Genomic DNA, 19,497 nt, shown 5'->3' on the forward strand with positions numbered 1-19,497 from the left:
TCAACCGCAGACACGAGAACGAAACAACACGGGTATTGAAGGATCGTTCAACGATCCTCTACCTTGCTGCTCACGGTTCCTGTTCACCGTTCAGCTCAGTTCCGCACCCTCCGTCCCCCTCTGCGAGGTGCCCATGAGCACGACCCCTCCACCGCAAGCCCTGGCCGACACCAACCCCAGCACCGACGAACGTGCCGCCGATGACGGCGCGTTCGCCTGGCTGCGCGCCCTGGGTCCGCGGGGCCGCCGCGCCTTCGCGGGCGCTTTCGGCGGCTATGCCCTGGATTCGTACGACTACTTCACGCTGCCGCTCAGCATGGTCGCGCTGGCCGCGTACTTCGGCCTGGACAGTGGCCAGACCGGCCTCTTCACCACCGTCACACTCGTGGTCTCCGCGGTCGGCGGCGCGCTCGCAGGTGTGCTGGCCGACCGGATAGGCCGGGTCAAGGCGCTGATGATCACGGTCATCACCTACGCGGTCTTCACCGTCGCCTGCGGCTTCGCCCCGAACTACGAGACGCTCCTGGTCTTCCGCGCTCTCCAGGGCCTCGGCTTCGGCGGCGAGTGGGCGGTCGGCGCGATCCTGGTCGCCGAGTACGCGAGCGCCAAGCACCGGGGCCGCACGCTCGGCGCGATCCAGAGCTCATGGGCCGTCGGCTGGGCACTGGCCGCGATCATGTACACCCTGGTCTTCTCGTTCGTCGACGACGCCCTGGCCTGGCGTGTGATGTTCTGGACCGGTGCGCTGCCCGCCCTGCTCGTCATCTGGATGCGTCGCCGCGTGCACGACGCCCCGGAGGCGGTGGCCGTACGCGAACAGAGCACGGAGAAGAGCTCGTTCGCGACCATATTCAAGCCCGGACTGCTGCGGACGACGATCTTCGCGGGGCTGCTGTCCACCGGGGTCCAGGGCGGCTACTACACCCTCGCCACCTGGGTGCCGACCTATCTCAAGACCGAGCGCGACCTGTCGGTCGTCGGCACCGGCGGCTATCTCACGTTCCTCATATCCGGCGCCTTCATCGGCTATCTGACCGGCGGTTACCTCACCGACCGGCTGGGCCGCCGGCGCAACATCTGGCTGTTCGCACTGCTCTCGGCCGTCTGCATCCTGGCGTACGCGAACATCCCGGACGGCGCCAACACCCTGCTCCTGGTACTCGGTTTCCCGCTCGGGTTCTGCATGTCGGCGATCTTCAGCGGCTTCGGCTCCTACCTGAGCGAGCTGTACCCGACGGCCGTGCGCGGGACGGGACAGGGCTTCACGTACAACACCGGCCGCGCGGTGGGCGCAGTCTTCCCCACCACGGTCGGCTTCCTGGCCGACAGCTGGGGTGTGGGCGGCGCACTGGTCTTCGGCGCGATCGGCTACGGCATCGCCGCGCTGGCCCTGTTCGGGCTGCCGGAGACGCGCGGGAAGGAGCTGGCGTGAACCGTACGGACAACCGGGCGCTCACCCTCGTGACCGAAGACCGCCCGCTCGCCCTCGTAGACGAGCACGCGCACGCGTGGAGCCCGACAACCGCCCGCGCCCGCTTCAGGGAGGGCCTCACGGGCCCCACGGCCGGGGTCGCGGCGGGCCACACCCAGGCCAACCTGATCTCGGTGCCCGCCGACTGGGCGTACGACATGCTGCTGTTCTGCCAGCGCAACCCCAAGCCCTGCCCGGTCCTCGACGTCACCGACGCGGGTTCCTGGACGACCGTCCTCGCCGACGGCGCCGACCTGCGCACCGATCTGCCGCGCTACCGGGTGTGGCGGGACGGCGAGTTGGTGGACGAGCCGACGGACGTGCGCGGCCACTGGCGGAGCGATCTGGTGTCGTTCCTGATCGGGTGCAGCTTCACCTTCGAGTGGGCCCTGGCCGAGGCGGGCGTACCGATCCGCCATGTCGAGCAGGGCCGCAACGTCCCGATGTACGTGACCGGCCGTCAGTGCCGTCCGGCGGGACGGCTGCACGGCCCGATGGTGGTGTCGATGCGCCCGGTGCCGCCGGTCCACGTGGCGGCGGCACTGCGGGAGACCAGCCTCCTGCCGGCGGTGCACGGCAGCCCCGTGCACTGCGGCGATCCGTCGGCCCTGGGAATCGCCGACCTCGGCCGCCCCGACTTCGGCGATCCGGTGGACGCCGAGCCGGACGACATCCCGATGTTCTGGGCGTGCGGAGTGACCCCGCAGGCCGCCGTGATGGCCTCGCGCCCACCCTTCGCCATCACCCACGCACCGGGCCAGATGTTCCTCACCGACGCCCGCGACGAGCAGTACCGCATCGCTTGAGCACGAGTGAAAACCACTGAGAACTCTCAGAACTCCGAAGCACTCTGAGAACCACTGAATCGCAGACAGGGAGAACCGACGGACCGATGACCTCCATCGACCTGAACGCCGACCTCGGCGAGGGCTTCGGCCGCTGGCAGCTCACCGACGACGAACGGCTGCTGTCCGTCGTCACCAGCGCCAACGTGGCCTGCGGCTTCCACGCCGGGGACGCGGCCACCATGCGGCGGGTGTGCGAGCAGGCGGCCGAGCGCGGAGTACGGATCGGCGCCCAGGTCTCCTATCGGGACCTGGCGGGCTTCGGGCGGCGCGCGATGGATGTGCCGTCCGCCGAACTGTCGGCCGAAGTGGCCTACCAGATCGGCGCCCTGGAGGTCTTCGCGCGAGCGGCCGGCACGCGCGTGTCGTACGTCAAGCCGCACGGCGCGCTCTACAACCGTGTCGTGCACGACGAGGAGCAGGCCGGCGCGGTCGTCGACGGCGTGCTCCTGGCGGACGCCACGCTGCCCGTGCTCGGCCTGCCCGGCTCGCGGCTGCTGGAGCTGGCCGCCGAGGCCGGCCTCCCGGCCGTCACGGAGGCCTTCGCGGACCGCGCGTACACCGACCGGGGCACGCTCGTGCCGCGCGGCCAGGACGGCGCCGTGGTCACCGACCCGGAGGCCGTCGTGGAACGCTCGGTGGGCCTGGCCCGCTCGGGCGTGGTCACCTCCAGCGCCGGGACCCAGATCGAGGTGCGCGCGCGTTCCCTGTGCCTGCACGGGGACACGCCCGGCGCCGTCGAGCTGGCCCGCCGGGTGCGGGCGCGGCTGGGGGAGTCGGGTGTCCGGGTGGAGGCCTTCGTATGAGGGCGCTGCCCGTCGGCGACGACGCCCTGCTCGTCGAGGTGGCCTCGGGCGAGGAGGCCCAGGCACTGCACGCGGAGTTGCTGCGGCGCCGTACCGAGGGCTCGTTGTCGGTCCGCGAGATCGTCCCCGCGGCCCGGACCGTCCTGCTCGACGGCCTCGCGGACGCGGCCCGCCTGGCCTCCGAACTGACCACCGCCGACGTCCCGCCCGCTCCCACGCGCGCGCGTGAGGTCGTCGAACTCCCGGTGCGCTACGACGGCCCGGACCTGGCCGACGTCGCCGCGCACTGGGGTGTCTCGCCGCACGAGGTGGTCCGCGTCCACGCGGACACCGAATTCAGCGTCGCCTTCTGCGGATTCGCCCCCGGCTTCGGCTATCTCACGGGCCTGCCGCCGCGCTACGACGTCCCGCGCCGGGCCACTCCGCGCACGGCCGTACCCGCCGGTGCGGTGGCGCTGGCGGGCCCGTACACAGGCGTGTACCCGCGCTCGTCGCCGGGCGGCTGGCAGCTGATCGGCACCACCGACACCGTGCTGTGGGACCCCACGCGTGTGCCCGCCGCGCTGCTGTCACCGGGCACGCGCGTGCGCTTCGTTCCGGTGGGGCGCTCATGACCGACCGCGCGCTCTGCGTCGTACGCGCCGGGGCGCTCACCACCGTGCAGGATCTCGGCCGTCCCGGACACGCCCACCTCGGCGTGCCCCGCTCGGGTGCCCTGGACGGGCCGGCGGCGGCGCTGGTCAACCGACTGGTCGGCAACGGCCCCGAGGCGGCCGTACTGGAGACCACGCTCAACGGCTGTGCGGTGCGGCCTCGTTCGACGGTGACCGTCGCGGTCGGCGGCGCGCCCTGCCGTGTCGCGGTGGACTCACGCCCGGTCGCCTGGGGCGCCCCGGTGCGCGTGCCCGCCGGTGCGCTCCTGGAGGTCGGCGCGGCCATGTCCGGCGTACGCAGCTACGTGGCCGTCTCCGGCGGCATCACCGTCGAGCCGGTCCTCGGCAGCCGCTCCACGGACCTCCTGTCCGGCCTCGGCCCACCGCCCCTCGCGGACGGGACGGTGCTGCCGCTGGGCCGGGCGACGCGGCTCCACGCGTGCGTGGACGTGGCCCCGCAGCCGTCGCCGCCCGCCGAACTCGTCCTGCGCGTGATGCCGGGCCCTCGCGACGACTGGTTCACGCCGGCGGCCGTACATGCCTTCACCTCCCGCGCCTACCTCGTCTCCCCCGCGAGCAACCGCATCGGGCTGCGCACCGAAGGCCCGGCCTTGGAGCGGGCGACCACCCGCGAGCTCCCCAGCGAGGGCGTGGTCCTGGGAGCGGTCCAGGTCCCGCCCGACGGCAGGCCGGTCGTGTTCCTGGCCGACCACCCGACCACGGGCGGCTACCCGGTGATCGCCGTCGTCCGCGCGGCCGACCTCCCCGCCGCCGCCCAGGCGGTACCGGGCACGCCGATCCGCTTCGTCGCCGTACGGCGTCGCTGACGCCCACCACGCGCGCGTACCGCTACGCCGCCTCCGGTTCGGGCCGCTGCTGCGGCACCGGGCGCTGTCCGGGCAGCAACAGTCCCTCGGGCAGGGACCGCCGGCCCGGCACCGGCCGATGCTCGGGCACCCTCACCGACTCCGGCACCGGCCGATGCTCCGGCACCGGCAGCGAGGCCAAGGCGGCGGACGCCGACTGTGCCGCGCGCAGGTCGAGCCGGCCGCAGGTGCCCTTCACCCGGTGCCGCGTCTCGTCGACGGCGAGGCGCAGCAGTTGGGGCAGCAGGTCGTTGCACCGCCGGACGACCCACGCGGTCCCCGCGGTGGCCAGCCACCACAGGCTCGCCGATCTGGCCGGCGGCGGGAACTCGGGCTCGGGCGAGGGCGCCGGCCGGGTCGCGATGCCCCGGTGCGCCAGCATCGCGTGGAAGCGCAGGGCGATCTGCCGGTGCCCGCGCTCCCCGGGGTGCAGCCGGTCCGAGCTCCACATCGCCCGGTCCATGATCCACACGTCGTCGACCGCGTGCAGATGCACCGCCCCGTACCGCTCGGACAACGTGTGGACGACCGTGTTGACGGCCCGCTGCCTGCGGGCCAGCGGGCTGCCCAGGACTCCCGGCAGTCCCAGCATCGTGCCCGGGTCGGGCAGACAGGCAGTGAGCAGGCACGTGCCCTGACGGGTGAACGACGCGTAGACCTTGTCGAGGCGCTCGGCGATCTTCTCTATGTCGAAGGTGCCGCGCAGTGTGTCGTTGACGCCCACGAGAACGGACGCGACGTCGGGCCGCAGGGACAGCGCCGCCGGCAGCTGAACCTCCAGCACGTCCCGCGTCTGCGCCCCGCTGACGGCCAGGTTGGTGAACTCGGCGGTCGGTTCGGACAGTCCGCCGGCGAGCAGCGCGGCCCAGCCACGCCACCCGTCCCCCACGGGGTCTCCCACCCCCTCGGTCAGCGAGTCCCCGAGGGCGACGTAGCGGAGCGGTCTCATGCCGCGCCCTCCGCACGCACGAAGGGACGCACCGGCACCGCGGCGTCGTGTGCGGTGAGGAAGGCGTCCACCGCCGTGCCCCAGCCGAAGCACTCCGCACGCGCGCGTGCCGCCTCCCGGCGCTCGCGCTCGGGACGGTCGAGCAGCATCTCCACGGCGTCCGCGAAGGCGTCCCCGTGGTCCGCCGCGGTGGCCCCGGCGGAGCCGATCACCTCCGGCAGCGCGGACGACGCGCTGGCCACCACGGGCGTCCCGCAGGCCATGGCCTCCAGCGCGGCGAGCCCGAAAGTCTCGGCGGGCCCGGGAGCCAGGCAGATGTCGGCGGAGGCCTGGAGCGCGCCGAGCAGGCTGCGGTCGGCGACGTGCCCGAGGAAGGTCACCGGCAGGTCGCGCTCCTGCGCCCGCTGTTCGAGCCGCGCCCGCAGGGGGCCGTTTCCGGCCACCACGAGCACCGCCCGCACACCGCGCCCCCGCAGCGACTCCAGGGCGTCCAGCGCGGTGCCGGGGCGCTTCTCCACGGAGAGCCGGGAGCACATCACGAGGAGCTTCTCGTCGGCACGCGCGTGTGTCTCGCGCAGCGCCGCGTCGCGCAGGGTGGGACGCCGGTTCATCAGGTCGACGCCCAGCGGAGCCCGTACGACGTTGCGGGCGCCGATCCGCACGAACTCCCGCTCGGCGAACTCGGTGGTGCACACGACCTTCGAGTACGTGTGGGCCGTACGGACGTTGAGGGCGTCCGCGGCACGCCGGGACAGGTTCTCCGACAGCCCCCAGGTACGCAGCACACCGTCGGCGGTCTCGTGGGAGACCATCACGGCGGGAACCCGGGCGCGGCGGGCCCACCTGCCGGTCCACCGCAGCGTCGTACGGTCGGAGACCTCCAGGCGGTCGGGGGCGAGCTCCTCCAGGAGGGCCGCGACCCGCCGCTTGTCGACGAGCACGCGGTAGCCGCCGGTGCCGGGCAGCATCGGGCCGGGCAGGGTGATCACCCGGCCCTGCTCGGTCTCGCAGTCGCCGTACTTCTCACCGGGCACGACGAGGACGGGGTCGTGACCCGCCAGCTTGAAGCCCTTGCCCAGTTCGCGCAGCGCGGTGCGCAGCCCGCCGGAGGCGGGGGCGACGAAGTTCGCGAGCCGGACGATGCGCAGCGAGGTGTTCATACCGTCGCGGGGTGCAGTGTTCATACCGCCACCGCCGGCCTCCGTGCCTTGAGCACGGTCTCGTAGTGGGCGATGAGCTGGTCGCCGATGGTCGCCCAGGTGCGGCCCTCGACCGTGGCGCGTCCGGCGGCCCCGTACGTGGCCCGCAGTGCGGGGTCGGTGACGAGGGACCGCACGGCGTCGCGTACGGCGTCGGCGTCGCGCGGAGGCACCAGGAGCCCGGTGCGGCCGTGGTCGACCAGGTCGAGCGGGCCTCCGGCGGCGGGCGCGACGACGGGGACGCCGCTCGCCATGGCTTCCTGCACGGTCTGGCAGAAGGTCTCGAACGGGCCGGTGTGGGCGAAGACGTCGAACGAGGCGAAGAGCCGGGCGAGGTCGTCTCCGCCGCGCCGGCCCAGGAAGACCGCGCCTGGCAGCGCTTCGGCGAGTGCGGGCCGGCTCGGCCCGTCACCGACGATCACGACCTTCACGCCCGGCATGCCGCAGACGCCGGAGAGCAGTTCGATCTGCTTCTCCGGGGCGAGCCGCCCGACGTAGCCGACGATGACCTCGCCGTTCGGGGCGAGTTCGCGGCGCAGGGCCTCGTCCCGGAGTCCGGGGCGGAAGCGTGCGGTGTCCACGCCGCGGGCCCACAACCTGAGCCGGGGCACGCCTTGGGTCTCCAGATCGCGCATGGACGCGCTGGACGGGACGAGGGTGAGGTCGGCGGCGGAGTGGACGGAGCGTATGCGCCGCCAGGCCGCGGCCTCACCGGCGCCCATGTACGTGCGGGCGTATCCGGCCAGGTCGGTCTGGTAGACGGCGACGGCGGGGATGCCGAGCCGGGCGGCGGCGGCCATGCCGCGGACGCCGAGGACGAAGGGGCTGGCCAGGTGCACCACGTCGGGCTGGTGCTGGATCAGCGCCGCGGCGAGGCGCCGGCTGGGGAGCGCGACCCTGACCTGGGGATAGCCGGGGAGCGGGAGTGAGGGGACATGGATGACGGGGCAGGGCGCCAGAGCGGCGGCCGCCTTGTTCCCGGGAGCGGGAGCCGGAGCGACGACGAGGGGAGCGTGACCGCGATCGACGAGGTGTCGGGCGGTCTGGAGCGCGCAGTGGGCCACGCCGTTCACATCGGGGGGAAAGGATTCGGTCACGATGACGACACGCATACCCGTGTTGTCGCCGTGCTGGACGTGGCCGCGTCAAAGTGGATCTTTCCGAACGACAAACGTCCCATGAGCGTTCGCTGCACCCCCGGGCGGGTCAGGTCACGTCCATGCGCACCTGACCCGCAGGTCATCCCGCGTTCACCCGGCGGGCGGATCTCCCCGACGTTCACGGCACGAACACACGTCCCGCCCGGGGGCACGGTCGCGGGTCACGTCCCGCTCGACGGCCAGTCGGAGGCCATGGCGGGCCCGATGATCAACCGGTTGTCATGTCCGGTCCGATCCGACTGCGTACGGCCGTCTGCACCTCGGCCTCCTCGGCCGGGTCGGCGGCGAGCCGGCGCAGCCGCTCGACCACGCGGGTGTCACCGGTCTCGGCGTGCCGGGCGGCGATCTCGCGGGTGGTCTCCTCGCAGTCCCACAGGCACTCGACGGCGAAGCCGGCCGGGAAGGAGGGGTCGGTGGCGGCCAGGGCACGGGCGGTGCGGCCGCGCAGATGGGAGGAGGCGGTCTCGCGGTAGATATGACGCAGGACCGGGGCGGCGCAGGCGATACCGAGCCGCCCGGTGCCGTCGACGAGGGTCCACAGGGTCGGGGCGTCGGGTCCCTCACCCCGTACGGCCTCGCGCAGCGCCGAGAGGACCAGGTCCTTGTCCTCGGCTCCGCCCCGGCAGGCGAGCACGCGTCCGGCGGCGGCGCCGAGCGGATCGGGCCGTCGGGCCCAGCCGCGCGCGTGGTCCACGGCGGCGATGCTGCGCATCCGTTCGAAGGCGTCGACGGCGGCGTCCACGACCGCCGACGAGCCGGTGATCACGGCCGCCTCGATCAGGTCGAGGGCCTCGGGATCATCGCTGTCCGCGAGGTAGCGCAGGGCGGTGCAGCGGGCGCCGTCGGTGCCGTCCTTGGCGGCGGCGACGATTTCGGGCCGGTCCTCGGGGCCCGCGACGGCCATGAGGCACCGCGCGGCGGGCACATGGAGGGCGGCTCCGCGCTCCATGCCCTGTTGCGCCCACTCGAAGACCGCCTGCACGCTCCACCCCGGACGGGGCCCGGTAGGTCGCATCTGCCGCTGCCAGCGGTCGAAGCAGCCGGCCTCGTGAGCGGCACGCACACGCGTGGCGATCGATTCGCGCGGATCCTCGGCCCACAGCCGCCACGGCCGTGGCTCGAAAGCATCGCGTACGGCGGTGGCCAGCTCGGCCTCGCCCTCGGGATCGGCCGAGAAGCGCGCCAGGACGGGCGCGGCGAGGGCACGCAGGCCCGCGTCGTCGTCCCTGAGCGCGAGCTCGTCCAGGGCCCAGGCCCAGTTGGAGCCCGTGGCGGCGTACCTGCGCAGCAGCTCCAGGGCGTCCAGCCTGCCGTAGGAGGCGAGGTGGCCGAGGACGGCCAGGGCCAGCCCCGTGCGTGACTCCTCGGTGTCGAGGGCGTCATCGACGTCGAAGAGGTGCGCCTCGATCTCGTCCAGCTCGCCGTTCAGGTCGAGGTAGAGACGGGCGTAGTACAGGGAACGGTTCTCCACCTGCCAGTCGTGGCGGGGGTCCCGCAGCACACAGTGGTTCAGGGCCGCGAGCGCCTCGGCTCGCGGGGCGGTGAGCGCGTGCAGTGTGCCGTCGCCGCGACCCCGCTGGAGCAGGCCGAGCAGCGTACCGCTGGGCGCTATGACCGGTTCGAACATGGGAAACAGCCTCACATCAAGCGTCGACGCAACCGGGGTTCTTGCTTCACCTGGCCGCGTGACAACACGTCGGGGCGCCCGCCGTTTCCTGCTTGCTGTAGACCATCTTCCTCTGCCTCTCGTCGGTGGCCCATGCGGACCGCTTCACGGCCCGCGCGGTGCGGCAACACCTGCCCAGCCATCGCGTCCGTGAATCACGACGTCATGATGACTCGGCACTTCCGTCTGCCGCGACCGAAATTTCGGCGGCCCTGTACCGCCTCCCCCGTTTTCCGTGTTTCAGCTGGTCAGAACATTCGGATCAGTGTGCGCCGAACAGCTCGAGCAGGTCCGCCTTATCGAACATCCGTGCGGTATCGACGGCCGAAGGGGTGCCCGCGGCCGGGTCGGCGCCGGCTTCCAGCAGGACCTTGATCACTTCCGCCTCCCCCTTGAAGACGGCACCGGCGAGTGGTGTCTGGCCCCGGTCGTTGACACGGTTCCCCTCGGCACCCCGGGCGAGCAGGGCGCGCACCGCGTCGGCGTGGCCGTGGTACGCGGCGAGCATCACGAGGGAGTCGCCGCGGTCGTTGGTGAGGTTGGCTGGTACGCCCGCGTCGACATACGCCACGAGCGCCTCGGTCTGCCCCTGCCGGGCCAGATCGAAGATCTTGGTCGCCAGCTCCACGACCTCGGGGTCGGGGGCATCAGTCATCGGCCGGACCGCCTCTCACTACGAACACGGGGACTGCGGGAACTACGGAAACCACGGGGAGCACGGGTACGACCGGCGAGCGGTGTCGGCCGTACGAGTGATTCGCCAGGGTACTGGCTCGCGCGGCACATGACCCGATGCGTCCGAGGCAAAGATCATCGCAGACACGGCCGGACGCGAAGCCCAAGCTCATCCGGTCAAGGACACTCCGCCATCCGAAGGAAATCCGCCGAATTTCACCCAGTTGCACCTTTTATCGTATGGATACATCCTGTGAGCCTGGAAGTACTCATGGTGACTGTCCCCACCCGAACCAGGAGCACTCACATGATCCTCTCCATCTCAGGCGTCGTTCTGCTCGGCATCGTCGTCTTCATCTTCTTCCGCAAGGACGGGCTGAAGGCGTCCCACGCCCTGATCTCGGCGCTGTTCGGCTTCTATCTGGCAAGCACGGCCATCGCCCCGAGCATCAAGGCCGGCGGCGAGAGCCTGGCGAGCCTCCTGGGCGGCATCCAGTTCTGACACCGCCCGTCCAGCCCGTACGCACCTCCAGGAGACCGCAGTGGCCCGCCGCCCCCTCCCCCGCATCCTGAGCACAGGCAGCGCGCAGATCGCCCGAAGCCGGGAGCTGGCCCGGGCGCAGCTCACCCGAAGCCGGGAGCTGGCCCGGACGGCGAGCGACAGCGCCTCTGACGTTCTCCATCCACTGATCACGGTCACCCGCGGTCTGCGCCGGCTGGCCTCGGCCGGGCGGCGCAAGTGGGCCGACACCCCCAAGGACAAGCGCGGACCGCTGCTGTTCCTGGTGGCTTCGGTGATCCTGGTCGTGGCGCTGGTTCCGTACGGTCCGCTGCTCGCCGTCATCACCCTGATGGCGGCGGCAGCCTGGCAGGGCCGGGACCGCGCGCCGACGACGCCCGAGGGACCGGACGAGTCCCAGACGGAGCGGCTGAGATCGCTGTACGAGGCGCTGGTCCCATATTTCTCGGCAGCCGACGACCCGGCCCCGCTCTACACCCACGGCGGCGAGTGGGAGAAGGCCTTCCCCGAGTACGAGTTCGACGGCACGAGCCGGATCAGCAGCCTTCTGGTCCGCTACCCGGCCTACTTCACCGACGGCGAGGCGCAGGCCCGCGCGCGGATCGAGTACCTGCTGACCGCGAAGTCCGGCCGCGGCCGGGAGTACCACTTCGCCTGGGACGAGGAGGGCAACGAGGTCACGGTCACCGCCCTCGCGCCGCTGCCCACCGACATCGCCGCCCAGCGCTTCGTCACGGCCCCCGGCGAGACGGTCCTCGGCTTCACCGACCCCACCCGGGTCCAGCGCACGCTCCCCCTCACCCACGGCGAGCGACAGCGCGATGTCCCGCCGGTCGTCTGGCGCACCGGCATCCGCTCCACCGAGCCCCACCTGCTGGCCCTGGGCCAGCCCGGCAGCGGCACCTCGACCCTGCTGCGCTCCATCGCCCTTCAGGCCCTGCGATACGGCGACGTCGTCATCGTCGAGGGCGGCGCCACCGGCGAGTACGCGTGCCTGACCGGCCGGGACGGCGTCCTGGCGGTCGAGTGCGGGCTGGCCGGGGCGCTGGCGAGCGTGGAGTGGGCGGCGACGGAGACGGAGCGGCGCCTGATCGCCGTGAACCGGGCCCGCCAGGCGGGCAACCCGCCGCCGGAGGACACCAAGCGCCCGCTGTGGATCCTCCTGGACCGCCCGACGGCGTTCTCCCACCTCGCCGCCGCGGACAACCGCAAGGACCCGCAGTCCCTGCTCCAGGTCCCGCTCCGGCACGGCCGCGCGGCCAACGTCACGGTGGTCGTGGCCGAGCAGTGGGACGCCCTGGACGCGCTGAGCGATGCCGTACGACAGCACACACGCGCGCGTGTCGTGCTCGGCCCCGCCACGGCGGAGCAACTGCGGACGGCCCTGGGCGCGCCCCCGCACACCACCCCGGTCGCCGAGGTCCCGGCCGGCCGCGGCTACGCCCGCCTGGGCACGGGCCCGGTCCACCGCCTCCAGGTCCCGGCGACCCCGGACCCGTACGACGACGCCACGAGCGACGCACACCGGCAGGCCGTCCTGGACCTGCTGCCGGCGCGGACGACGCCGGTGGAGGCGGAGTCGCTGGGCACGCTGGAGAAGGCGGAGCAGGAACCGGAGCCGGTGCCGGCGGAGGCTGTGGTGGCGGAGTCGTCGTAGTCCCGTCGGTGCCGGGCCGTGCGAGCCTCCCGGCGCCGATGCCGGGGCGACGTCACGCCACGAACGGCCGCGAGGACTCCCCCGCCCCCGTCACCCCGCTCTCGACCAGCCGCGCCGCGGCCCCCAGCCGTGCCGCGGCCTCCTCCGCCACCGCGCCCCCCACGGTGAACGGCAGCCGCACATACCCCTCAAAGGCCCCGTCCACCCCGAACCGGGGCCCGGACGGCACCCGGACTCCCACCCGCTCCCCGACCTCCGCGAGTCGCGACCCCGACAGGCCGCCCGTGCGGACCCACAACGTGAGCCCGCCCCGCGGCACCTCGAACTCCCACCCGGGCAGCTCCCGCCGCACGGCCGCGACGAGCGCGTCCCGGTTCTCCCGGGCCTGTCCGCGCCGCAGCTCCACGGCCTGCTCCCAACCCCCGGTACCGAACAGCCAGTTCACGGCCAGCTGCTCCAGGACGGGCGTGCCCAGATCGGCGTAGGCGCGCGCGGCCACGAGACTGCGGATCACATCCGGAGCCGCCCGCACCCAGCCGATCCGCATCCCCGCCCAGAAGGCCTTGCTGGCCGACCCGACGGTGACGACGGTCGACCCCGCGGGGTCGAAGGCGCACACCGGGCGCGGCATCTCCACGTCCGGGTCGAGCCACAACTCGCTCATCGTCTCGTCGGCGACGAGCACCGTTCCCGCCGACCGCGCCGCGTCCACCAGCCGCCGCCGCTGGTCCTCGTCGGCCAGCGCCCCGGTCGGGTTGTGGAAGTCGGCGACCACATAGGCGAGCCGGGGCGCCGCCTCCCGCAGCACCTGCCGCCAGCGGTCCACGTCCCAGCCGGCCAGCCCCTCGGCCATGGCGACGGGCACCAGCCGGGCGCCCGCCTCCCGCATCAGCTGGAGGATGTTGGCGTACGACGGCGACTCGACAGCGATCCGCTCACCGCGCCCCGCGAACAGATGACAGATCGCGTCCATGGCGCCCATCGCCCCGGTGGTCACCATGATCTGCTCGGGCATGGTCGGGATCCCGCGGGCCGTGTACCGGTCGGCGATCATCGCGCGCAGCGCGGGCAGCCCGGCCGGATAGTCGCCGTGGGTGTGGGCGTACGGGGGCAGCTCCTCCAGGGCGCCCTGGACGGCACGGGTCAGCCACGGCTCGGGGGCGGGCAGCGCCGCGGTGCCCAGGTCGATCACCGAGCCCAGCGCCTCGGGCGGCAGGGGCTCCAGGCCACGGGCGGGCAGCGGGTTCCCGGCCGGCACGGCGGTCCAGCTGCCGGCCCCGCGCCGCGACTCCAGGAATCCTTCGGTGCGCAGCGCCTCGTACGCGGCGGCCACGGTCGTGCGGCTCACCGACAGGGCGAGGGCCAGTTCCCGCTCGGCGGGCAGCCGTGCGGCGACCGGAACCCGCCCCTCCAGGACGAGCAGTCGGATGCCGTCGGCCAGGGACCGGTACGCGGGCGGACGCCTGGTGCCGGGCCCGGCGGGGCGGTCCTGCTGGGAGGTGAGCAGCCGGGCGAGCTGCGCGGCACCCACCGCGGAAGTCCACTGCGCCATGATTCCAGTCCACCTTCCCCGAATTGGCCATGGAGGACACTGCCTCCCAAGCCACAGGGTGTCATGCAGCAGTCCACTACCACCACAGGGGGCAGGTCTTGTCCACGCAGGGGCATCCCGCGAAACGGCTCACGCACGGGCATCTCGTCCGGCGGCTGTCACAGCTCTACGTCGGGCTCGCGCTGTACGGCGCGAGCTCGGCGCTGCTCGTCGAGGCGGGCCTGGGCATGGAGCCCTGGAACGTGCTGCACCAGGGCCTCGCCGAACGGAGCGGCCTGACGATCGGCGTCGTGTCGATCATCGTCGGCGCGGCCGTGCTGCTCCTGTGGATCCCGCTGCGCCAGCGCCCGGGCCTCGGCACGGTCTCCAACGTCTTCGTGGTCGGCATCGCCATGGACGGCACCCTCGCCCTGCTTCCCGAGGCCCACACCCTGGCCGTACGGATCGTCCTGCTCCTGGCCGGCATCGTGCTCAACGGCGTGGCCACCGGCCTCTACATCGCGGCCCGCTTCGGACCCGGTCCCCGGGACGGCCTGATGACCGGGCTCAACCTGCGCACCGGCCGCTCGATCCGCCTGATGCGCACGGCCGTCGAGATCGCGGTCGTCGTGAGCGGCTTCGCCCTGGGCGGCACGGTCGGCATAGGCACCGTCCTCTACGCGGTCTCCATCGGCCCGCTCGCCCAGCTCTTCCTGCGTGTGTTCGCCGTCCCGTCGGCATCGGACGGCAGCACGGTCGTTGCCGCCGGGCAACCCCGGCGCGCGATACTGCGTCCGTGAGCACCACGCGGATACGCCACCCCTACCTCGACCATCCCGGCCCGATCCCCTTCGCCCACCGGGGCGGGGCGGCGGACGGCCTGGAGAACACCGTGTTCCAGTTCCGGCGCGCGGTCGAACAGGGCTACCGGTACATCGAGACCGACGTCCACACCACCCGCGACGGCAAGCTCGTCGCGTTCCACGACTCGACTCTGGACCGGGTCACGGACGGTGCGGGCCGGATCGCGGACCTGTCCTGGGCCGACGTACGGCACGCGCGCGTGGGCGGCAAGGAGCCGGTACCGCTCTTCGAAGAGCTCCTGGAGACCTTTCCCGAGGTGCGCTGGAACGTCGACCTCAAGGCGGAGCCGGCGCTGCACCCCTTCCTGGAGCTGATCGAGCGCACCGGCGCCTGGGACCGCGTCTGTGTCGGCTCCTTCTCCGAGGCCCGCGTCATCCGCGCCCAGCGCCTGGCCGGGCCGCGCCTGGCGACGTCGTACGGCACCCGGGGCGTGCTCAATCTGCGGCTGCGCTCCTGGGGGGTGCCGGCCACGCTGCGCCGCTCGGCGGTGGCCGCCCAGGTTCCCGAGGCGCAGTCCGGGATCCAGGTGGTGGACCACCGCTTCGTCCGGGCCGCCCACGCGCGCGGGCTCCAGGTGCACGTGTGGACCATCAATGATCCCGATGCGATGCACCGGCTCCTGGACCTGGGAGTCGATGGCATCATGACCGATCACATCGACACATTGCGCAAGGTCATGGAGGACCGCGGCGTCTGGGTCTGACCCCGCCCGTCTCCACCCGCGCGCGGGATCATCACGGGGAAGCGAGGGCGCGGGGTGGGCATCGGAACCGTGCGGACGGAGGCGGCCGACGAGTCCGCCGGGCGCCGGCGCGAGCAGCGCGGCTGGTACTTCTACGACTGGGCCTGCTCCGTCTACTCGACGAGCGTGCTCACCGTGTTCCTGGGCCCCTATCTGACGTCGGTCGCCGAGGAGGCGGCGGACGCGGACGGATTCGTCCACCCCTTGGGCATTCCGGTGCGCGCCGGCTCCTTCTTCGCCTACTCGGTGTCCCTGTCGGTGATCGTGGCCGTACTGGTGATGCCCCTGGTGGGCGCGGCCGCCGACCGCACCGGCCGCAAGAAGCCGCTCCTCGGGGCCGCCGCCTATGTGGGAGCCACGGCCACCACGGCCATGTTCCTCCTGGACGGCGACCGCTATCTGCTCGGCGGCTTCCTGCTGATCGTCGCGAACGCGGCCCAGTCGGTCGCGATGATGCTCTACAACTCCTACCTCCCGCAGATCGCCCCACCCGAGGAGCGCGACGCGGTCTCCTCCCGGGGCTGGGCCTTCGGCTACGCGTCGGGCTCGCTGATGCTGGTCGTGAACCTGGTGCTGTATCTGGCCCACGACTCCTTCGGCGTCTCCGAGAGCATGGCGGTCCGCATCTGCCTGGCGTCGGCCGGCCTGTGGTGGGGCGCCTTCGCGCTCATCCCGCTACGCCGGCTGCGCGACCGCGGGTCCCGGCAGGACACGGCCGGGGCGAGCGGTACGCACGAGGCGGCCGGGAAGCCGACCGCCGCCGGCTTCCGTCAGCTCGCGGCGACCATCCGCGACATGCGCCGCCACCCGCTGACGCTCGCCTTCCTCCTCGCCTACCTGGTCTACAACGACGGCATCCAGACGGTGATCTCCCAGGCGTCGATCTACGGCTCCGAGGAACTCGGCCTCGGACAGTCGACGCTGATCGGCGCCGTGCTGCTGGTCCAGGTGCTGGCGGTGGCGGGGGCCCTCACGATGGGGCGGCTGGCACGGACGTACGGCGCGAAGCGCACCATCCTCGGCTCGCTGGTCGCGTGGACGGTGACGCTGGCCGCCGGGTACTTCCTGCCGGCCGGGGCACCGCTGTGGTTCTTCGCGCTGGCGGCCGGCATCGGGCTGGTCCTCGGCGGCAGCCAGGCCCTGTCCCGGTCCCTGTTCTCGCATCTCGTCCCGCCGGGGAAGGAGGCCGAATACTTCTCGGCCTACGAGATGAGCGACCGCGGCATGAGCTGGCTCGGCCCGCTCCTGTTCGGCCTGACCTACCAGCTGACCGGAAGTTACCGAGCCGCGATCATCTCGTTGGTGGCCTTCTTCGTCATCGGATTCGCCCTGCTCGCGAGGGTTCCGGTGCGCCGGGCGATCAGCGACGCGGGCAATCCGGTGCCGACAACGATTTAGCGTTCCGAGTGAAAGGGCGGTAGTGTACGCGTTTGGCCTGCCAGGCGTACCGTTACTGCGCGTCAAAGATGCCGAAACGCTGGGTTACATCTGCTAGCAGATGTGACAAACCGGGCGCCGGTGGGTACGACATTGGTCAGCAAGGCTGCGGCTACGACGGCGACGCATCACCCAGAACGGGACACGGGACGGGAATCTTTACCGCCGACCGGACGTTGACCGGATGACGACGACAGCGACACCTGTCCTGTGGGCGACAAGCCCGGGAGGCACGATTCATGAGTGAGCGAGCTCTTCGCGGCACGCGCCTCGTGGTGACCAGCTACGAGACGGACCGCGGCATCGACCTGGCCCCGCGCCAGGCCGTGGAGTACGCATGCGAGAAGGGGCACCGGTTCGAGATGCCCTTCTCGGTCGAGGCGGAGATCCCGCCGGAGTGGGAGTGCAAGGTCTGCGGGGCCCAGGCACTCCTGGTGGACGGCGACGGCCCTGAAGAGAAGAAGGCCAAGCCCGCGCGTACACACTGGGACATGCTGATGGAGCGGCGGACCCGCGAGGAACTCGAAGAGGTCCTCGAGGAACGTCTCGCCGTTCTCCGCTCCGGGGCGATGAACATCGCGGTTCACCCCCGGGACAGCCGAAAGTCCGCTTAGCCCCGCAGGGGCTTGGGCGGAATTACCAGGCACAAGTAACCGCGGGCGTCGTACGTGAACGTGACGTACGACGCCCGCGGTTTGGCGTGCCCGGCAAAGCAGAGAAGCCGGGTACGCGAAGCAGAGAAGCCCGGTGCTCGGTGGCACCGGGCTTCTCGGCATGTCAGCGCGTCAGCGCGTCAGCGGCATGTCAGCGTGTCAGCGGCGGCCTCGGCCCCTCCGGGGCGTCCCCCGGCTCGTCCCTGACGACCTCGCCCTGGACGACCTTGCCGTCGGGGCGGTGCATGCGAGCCTGCTGGAAGGCGTCACCGAGCGAGCCCGGGTTCGCCTCGCGCAGCTTCCGCTCGAACGTGCGCTCCGCGCGCCGGCTCAGGGCCTTCTGGACCGGCGGGATCAGCAGAAGCAGGCCCAGCGCGTCCGAGATCAGACCCGGCAGCATGATCAGCAGGCCGCCCAGCATCATCAGCCCGTTGCCGCCGCCGCTCGCGGGGGTACCGCCCCGCTGGAGCGCCTCGTTCAGCGCCTGGAAAGCGCGTCGGCCGGCCCGCTTGATCACCACCGTGCCGAGCACGAGAGCGGCGATCAGCAGCAGGAACACCGCGAACCCGCCCGCCACGTCCGCGACCACGGTGAGCAGCCAGATCTCCAGCACCAGCCAGGCGGCGACAGCCAGCGGCAGGAAGGTACGCAGCCGGGAGCGCCGGGGCCGGGCGGGATAGGTGGGGGTCGGTGCGCCAGTCGTCATGCGTCCAGTGTGCCTGGGCCCGGCTCAGAGCGGGATAAGCGGACGACGGACGCCGCCTGCGCGTTCGTCATCCTGCGGCGGCGCCCCCGCCCCGTGTCCGCTACGACGGCCGCGGCGGCGAGGACGGCTTCGTACGGCTCATCAACTTGCCCACCCGCTCCCGCGCGCCCCACGACGTGACCCGCCACAGCGCCTCGACCAGGATGTCGCGGCTCATCTTCGAGTCACCGAGCTCGCGCTCGACGAAGGTGATCGGCACCTCGACGACGTGGAAGCCGGCCTTGACGGCGCGGCGGGCGAGGTCGACCTGGAAGCAGTAGCCCTGGGAGGCGACGTCGTCGAGGCCGAGACCTTCGAGGGTCTCGCGGCGGAAGGCGCGGTAGCCGCCGGTGATGTCACGCAGCGGCAGGTCCAGGGCGATCCGGGAGTAGAGGCTGCCGCCGCGGGAGATGAACTCGCGGGACTTGGGCCAGTTCACGACCCGGCCGCCGGGCACCCAGCGGGAGCCGAGGACCAGGTCGGCACCCTTGAGGGCGGTCAGCAGACGGGGCAGTTCCTCGGGCTGGTGGGAGCCGTCGGCGTCCATCTCGATCAGTACGCCGTAGCCGTTCTCGATACCCCAGCGGAAGCCCGCGAGGTAGGCGGCGCCGAGGCCCTCCTTGCCCTTGCGGTGCAGGACCTGGACATGGTCGTCCTCGACGGCCAGTTCGTCCGCGAGCTTGCCGGTGCCGTCGGGGCTGTTGTCGTCGGCCACGAGCACGTGCGCCGCCGGGACCGCCTTGCGGACCCGGCCGACGATGCTCTTGATGTTCTCCGCCTCGTTGTAGGTCGGGATGATCACCAACGCCGTGCCGAGCGGCCCGAACTGCCTCCCCCGGTGCTGTGCCCCGAGGGTCCCGTCGCCGTCGTTCACTGCTGCCCCTTCATGTCCGTAGACGTCCACCATAGTGGTCGCGGCCTGCGCTGACGCGACAGCACGTTCGTATGGTGGTGTCGATTCCACAAGAGCGGGGTAAGCATGGGTTTTCCGCGTCCGGATGACGCCGCACGCCTCCTGCGGATGGGGGCCCGGCGCCCTTCGGGCCGACCTGGGGCCC

General features: G+C 72.3%; 19 protein-coding genes. 11 read left to right on the forward strand and 8 right to left on the reverse strand.

Going from position 1 to position 19,497, the window contains the following annotated elements; all coding sequences use genetic code 11:
- The first annotated feature begins 133 nt into the window (after nucleotides 1–133).
- The 5 genes from ACFU95_RS21210 to ACFU95_RS21230 all read left to right on the forward strand — a co-directional run bounded on the left by ACFU95_RS21210 (nucleotide 134) and on the right by ACFU95_RS21230 (nucleotide 4,602).
- The gene (locus ACFU95_RS21210; RefSeq protein WP_383829686.1) at nucleotides 134–1,432 is read left to right on the forward strand and encodes an MFS transporter; all 1,299 of its coding nucleotides are present in this window, start codon (nucleotides 134–136) and stop codon (nucleotides 1,430–1,432) included.
- 29 nt (nucleotides 1,433–1,461) lie between these two features.
- Nucleotides 1,462–2,277 (forward strand): putative hydro-lyase, encoded by an 816-nt coding sequence (locus tag ACFU95_RS21215; protein ID WP_383829853.1) that lies wholly within the window; start codon nucleotides 1,462–1,464, stop codon nucleotides 2,275–2,277.
- Between the two features lie 86 nt (nucleotides 2,278–2,363).
- On the forward strand, nucleotides 2,364–3,122 hold the full coding sequence (locus ACFU95_RS21220) for a LamB/YcsF family protein (protein WP_383829689.1): 759 nt from the start codon (nucleotides 2,364–2,366) through the stop codon (nucleotides 3,120–3,122).
- Nucleotides 3,119–3,736, forward strand: coding sequence for a 5-oxoprolinase subunit PxpB (gene pxpB / locus ACFU95_RS21225; protein WP_383829692.1), 618 nt, complete (start codon nucleotides 3,119–3,121; stop codon nucleotides 3,734–3,736). Before ACFU95_RS21220 ends, pxpB begins: the two co-directional genes overlap by 4 nt.
- Nucleotides 3,733–4,602, forward strand: a complete 870-nt coding sequence (locus ACFU95_RS21230) for a biotin-dependent carboxyltransferase family protein (protein WP_383829695.1) — start codon at nucleotides 3,733–3,735, stop codon at nucleotides 4,600–4,602. Before pxpB ends, ACFU95_RS21230 begins: the two co-directional genes overlap by 4 nt.
- 22 nt (nucleotides 4,603–4,624) lie before the next feature.
- Here the strand turns inward: ACFU95_RS21230 and ACFU95_RS21235 are convergent, their stop codons facing one another.
- The 5 genes from ACFU95_RS21235 to ACFU95_RS21255 form a co-directional block, all read right to left on the reverse strand.
- Entirely contained in the window at nucleotides 4,625–5,590 is a 966-nt protein-coding gene (locus ACFU95_RS21235; RefSeq protein WP_383829697.1) for an SGNH/GDSL hydrolase family protein, read from the reverse strand.
- Nucleotides 5,587–6,750, reverse strand: a complete 1,164-nt coding sequence (locus tag ACFU95_RS21240) for a glycosyltransferase (protein ID WP_383829856.1) — start codon at nucleotides 6,748–6,750, stop codon at nucleotides 5,587–5,589. Before ACFU95_RS21240 ends, ACFU95_RS21235 begins: the two co-directional genes overlap by 4 nt.
- Before the next feature lie 20 nt (nucleotides 6,751–6,770).
- The gene (locus ACFU95_RS21245; RefSeq protein WP_383829700.1) at nucleotides 6,771–7,901 is read right to left on the reverse strand and encodes a glycosyltransferase family 4 protein; all 1,131 of its coding nucleotides are present in this window, start codon (nucleotides 7,899–7,901) and stop codon (nucleotides 6,771–6,773) included.
- 256 nt (nucleotides 7,902–8,157) lie between these two features.
- Nucleotides 8,158–9,576 carry a HEAT repeat domain-containing protein gene (locus tag ACFU95_RS21250; RefSeq protein WP_383829703.1) on the reverse strand — a complete coding sequence of 473 codons (1,419 nt, stop codon included), beginning with the start codon at nucleotides 9,574–9,576 and terminating at the stop codon, nucleotides 8,158–8,160.
- Nucleotides 9,577–9,877: 301 nt separating this feature from the next.
- Nucleotides 9,878–10,270 (reverse strand): ankyrin repeat domain-containing protein, encoded by a 393-nt coding sequence (locus tag ACFU95_RS21255; protein WP_383829706.1) that lies wholly within the window; start codon nucleotides 10,268–10,270, stop codon nucleotides 9,878–9,880.
- A gap of 327 nt (nucleotides 10,271–10,597) precedes the next feature.
- Here ACFU95_RS21255 and ACFU95_RS21260 point away from each other — a divergent pair, with 327 nt between their 5' ends.
- Both ACFU95_RS21260 and ACFU95_RS21265 read left to right on the forward strand, forming a co-directional pair.
- The gene (locus ACFU95_RS21260; protein ID WP_004002760.1) at nucleotides 10,598–10,792 is read left to right on the forward strand and encodes a hypothetical protein; all 195 of its coding nucleotides are present in this window, start codon (nucleotides 10,598–10,600) and stop codon (nucleotides 10,790–10,792) included.
- Nucleotides 10,793–10,832: 40 nt separating this feature from the next.
- Nucleotides 10,833–12,467, forward strand: a complete 1,635-nt coding sequence (locus ACFU95_RS21265; RefSeq protein ID WP_383829709.1) for a hypothetical protein — start codon at nucleotides 10,833–10,835, stop codon at nucleotides 12,465–12,467.
- A gap of 52 nt (nucleotides 12,468–12,519) precedes the next feature.
- On the opposite strand, the gene ACFU95_RS21270 is transcribed toward ACFU95_RS21265, so the two are convergent.
- Nucleotides 12,520–14,019, reverse strand: coding sequence for a PLP-dependent aminotransferase family protein (locus ACFU95_RS21270; RefSeq protein WP_383829712.1), 1,500 nt, complete (start codon nucleotides 14,017–14,019; stop codon nucleotides 12,520–12,522).
- A 29-nt stretch (nucleotides 14,020–14,048) separates the two neighbouring features.
- Between ACFU95_RS21270 and ACFU95_RS21275 the strand changes: the two genes are divergently transcribed.
- From ACFU95_RS21275 to ACFU95_RS21290, 4 genes are all read left to right on the forward strand, one after another.
- Nucleotides 14,049–14,798 carry a YitT family protein gene (locus ACFU95_RS21275; RefSeq protein ID WP_383829715.1) on the forward strand — a complete coding sequence of 250 codons (750 nt, stop codon included), beginning with the start codon at nucleotides 14,049–14,051 and terminating at the stop codon, nucleotides 14,796–14,798.
- Complete coding sequence (locus ACFU95_RS21280) at nucleotides 14,795–15,565, forward strand: glycerophosphodiester phosphodiesterase (RefSeq protein WP_383829718.1); 771 nt, start codon at nucleotides 14,795–14,797, stop codon at nucleotides 15,563–15,565. Before ACFU95_RS21275 ends, ACFU95_RS21280 begins: the two co-directional genes overlap by 4 nt.
- 54 nt (nucleotides 15,566–15,619) lie before the next feature.
- Nucleotides 15,620–17,002: an MFS transporter gene (locus tag ACFU95_RS21285; RefSeq protein ID WP_383829721.1), complete on the forward strand. Its 1,383-nt coding sequence runs from the start codon at nucleotides 15,620–15,622 to the stop codon at nucleotides 17,000–17,002.
- A gap of 278 nt (nucleotides 17,003–17,280) precedes the next feature.
- Nucleotides 17,281–17,655 carry an RNA polymerase-binding protein RbpA gene (locus ACFU95_RS21290; protein ID WP_003977404.1) on the forward strand — a complete coding sequence of 125 codons (375 nt, stop codon included), beginning with the start codon at nucleotides 17,281–17,283 and terminating at the stop codon, nucleotides 17,653–17,655.
- 190 nt (nucleotides 17,656–17,845) lie between these two features.
- Here the strand turns inward: ACFU95_RS21290 and fxsA are convergent, their stop codons facing one another.
- Nucleotides 17,846–18,400 carry an FxsA family membrane protein gene (fxsA, locus tag ACFU95_RS21295; protein WP_383829726.1) on the reverse strand — a complete coding sequence of 185 codons (555 nt, stop codon included), beginning with the start codon at nucleotides 18,398–18,400 and terminating at the stop codon, nucleotides 17,846–17,848.
- 100 nt (nucleotides 18,401–18,500) lie between these two features.
- Nucleotides 18,501–19,313, reverse strand: a complete 813-nt coding sequence (locus ACFU95_RS21300; RefSeq protein ID WP_383829728.1) for a polyprenol monophosphomannose synthase — start codon at nucleotides 19,311–19,313, stop codon at nucleotides 18,501–18,503.
- Nucleotides 19,314–19,497 lie beyond the last annotated feature (184 nt).

The organism is Streptomyces sp. NPDC057623 (genome assembly GCF_042800355.1).
Taxonomy (GTDB): domain Bacteria; phylum Actinomycetota; class Actinomycetes; order Streptomycetales; family Streptomycetaceae; genus Streptomyces.

Excerpts from the sequence above, each read along its gene's own strand:
- ACFU95_RS21260 (WP_004002760.1), top strand. The coding sequence starts at position 10,598 with ATGATCCTCTCCATCTCAGGCGTCGTTCTGCTCGGCATCGTCGTCTTC.
- ACFU95_RS21235 (WP_383829697.1), bottom strand. The coding sequence starts at position 5,590 with ATGAGACCGCTCCGCTACGTCGCCCTCGGGGACTCGCTGACCGAGGGG.
- ACFU95_RS21240 (WP_383829856.1), bottom strand. The coding sequence starts at position 6,750 with ATGAACACCTCGCTGCGCATCGTCCGGCTCGCGAACTTCGTCGCCCCC.
- ACFU95_RS21230 (WP_383829695.1), top strand. The coding sequence starts at position 3,733 with ATGACCGACCGCGCGCTCTGCGTCGTACGCGCCGGGGCGCTCACCACC.
- pxpB (WP_383829692.1), top strand. The coding sequence starts at position 3,119 with ATGAGGGCGCTGCCCGTCGGCGACGACGCCCTGCTCGTCGAGGTGGCC.
- ACFU95_RS21245 (WP_383829700.1), bottom strand. The coding sequence starts at position 7,901 with ATGCGTGTCGTCATCGTGACCGAATCCTTTCCCCCCGATGTGAACGGC.
- fxsA (WP_383829726.1), bottom strand. The coding sequence starts at position 18,400 with ATGACGACTGGCGCACCGACCCCCACCTATCCCGCCCGGCCCCGGCGC.
- ACFU95_RS21270 (WP_383829712.1), bottom strand. The coding sequence starts at position 14,019 with ATGGCGCAGTGGACTTCCGCGGTGGGTGCCGCGCAGCTCGCCCGGCTG.
- ACFU95_RS21290 (WP_003977404.1), top strand. The coding sequence starts at position 17,281 with ATGAGTGAGCGAGCTCTTCGCGGCACGCGCCTCGTGGTGACCAGCTAC.
- ACFU95_RS21275 (WP_383829715.1), top strand. The coding sequence starts at position 14,049 with ATGGAGGACACTGCCTCCCAAGCCACAGGGTGTCATGCAGCAGTCCAC.
- ACFU95_RS21255 (WP_383829706.1), bottom strand. The coding sequence starts at position 10,270 with ATGACTGATGCCCCCGACCCCGAGGTCGTGGAGCTGGCGACCAAGATC.
- ACFU95_RS21220 (WP_383829689.1), top strand. The coding sequence starts at position 2,364 with ATGACCTCCATCGACCTGAACGCCGACCTCGGCGAGGGCTTCGGCCGC.
- ACFU95_RS21210 (WP_383829686.1), top strand. The coding sequence starts at position 134 with ATGAGCACGACCCCTCCACCGCAAGCCCTGGCCGACACCAACCCCAGC.
- ACFU95_RS21250 (WP_383829703.1), bottom strand. The coding sequence starts at position 9,576 with ATGTTCGAACCGGTCATAGCGCCCAGCGGTACGCTGCTCGGCCTGCTC.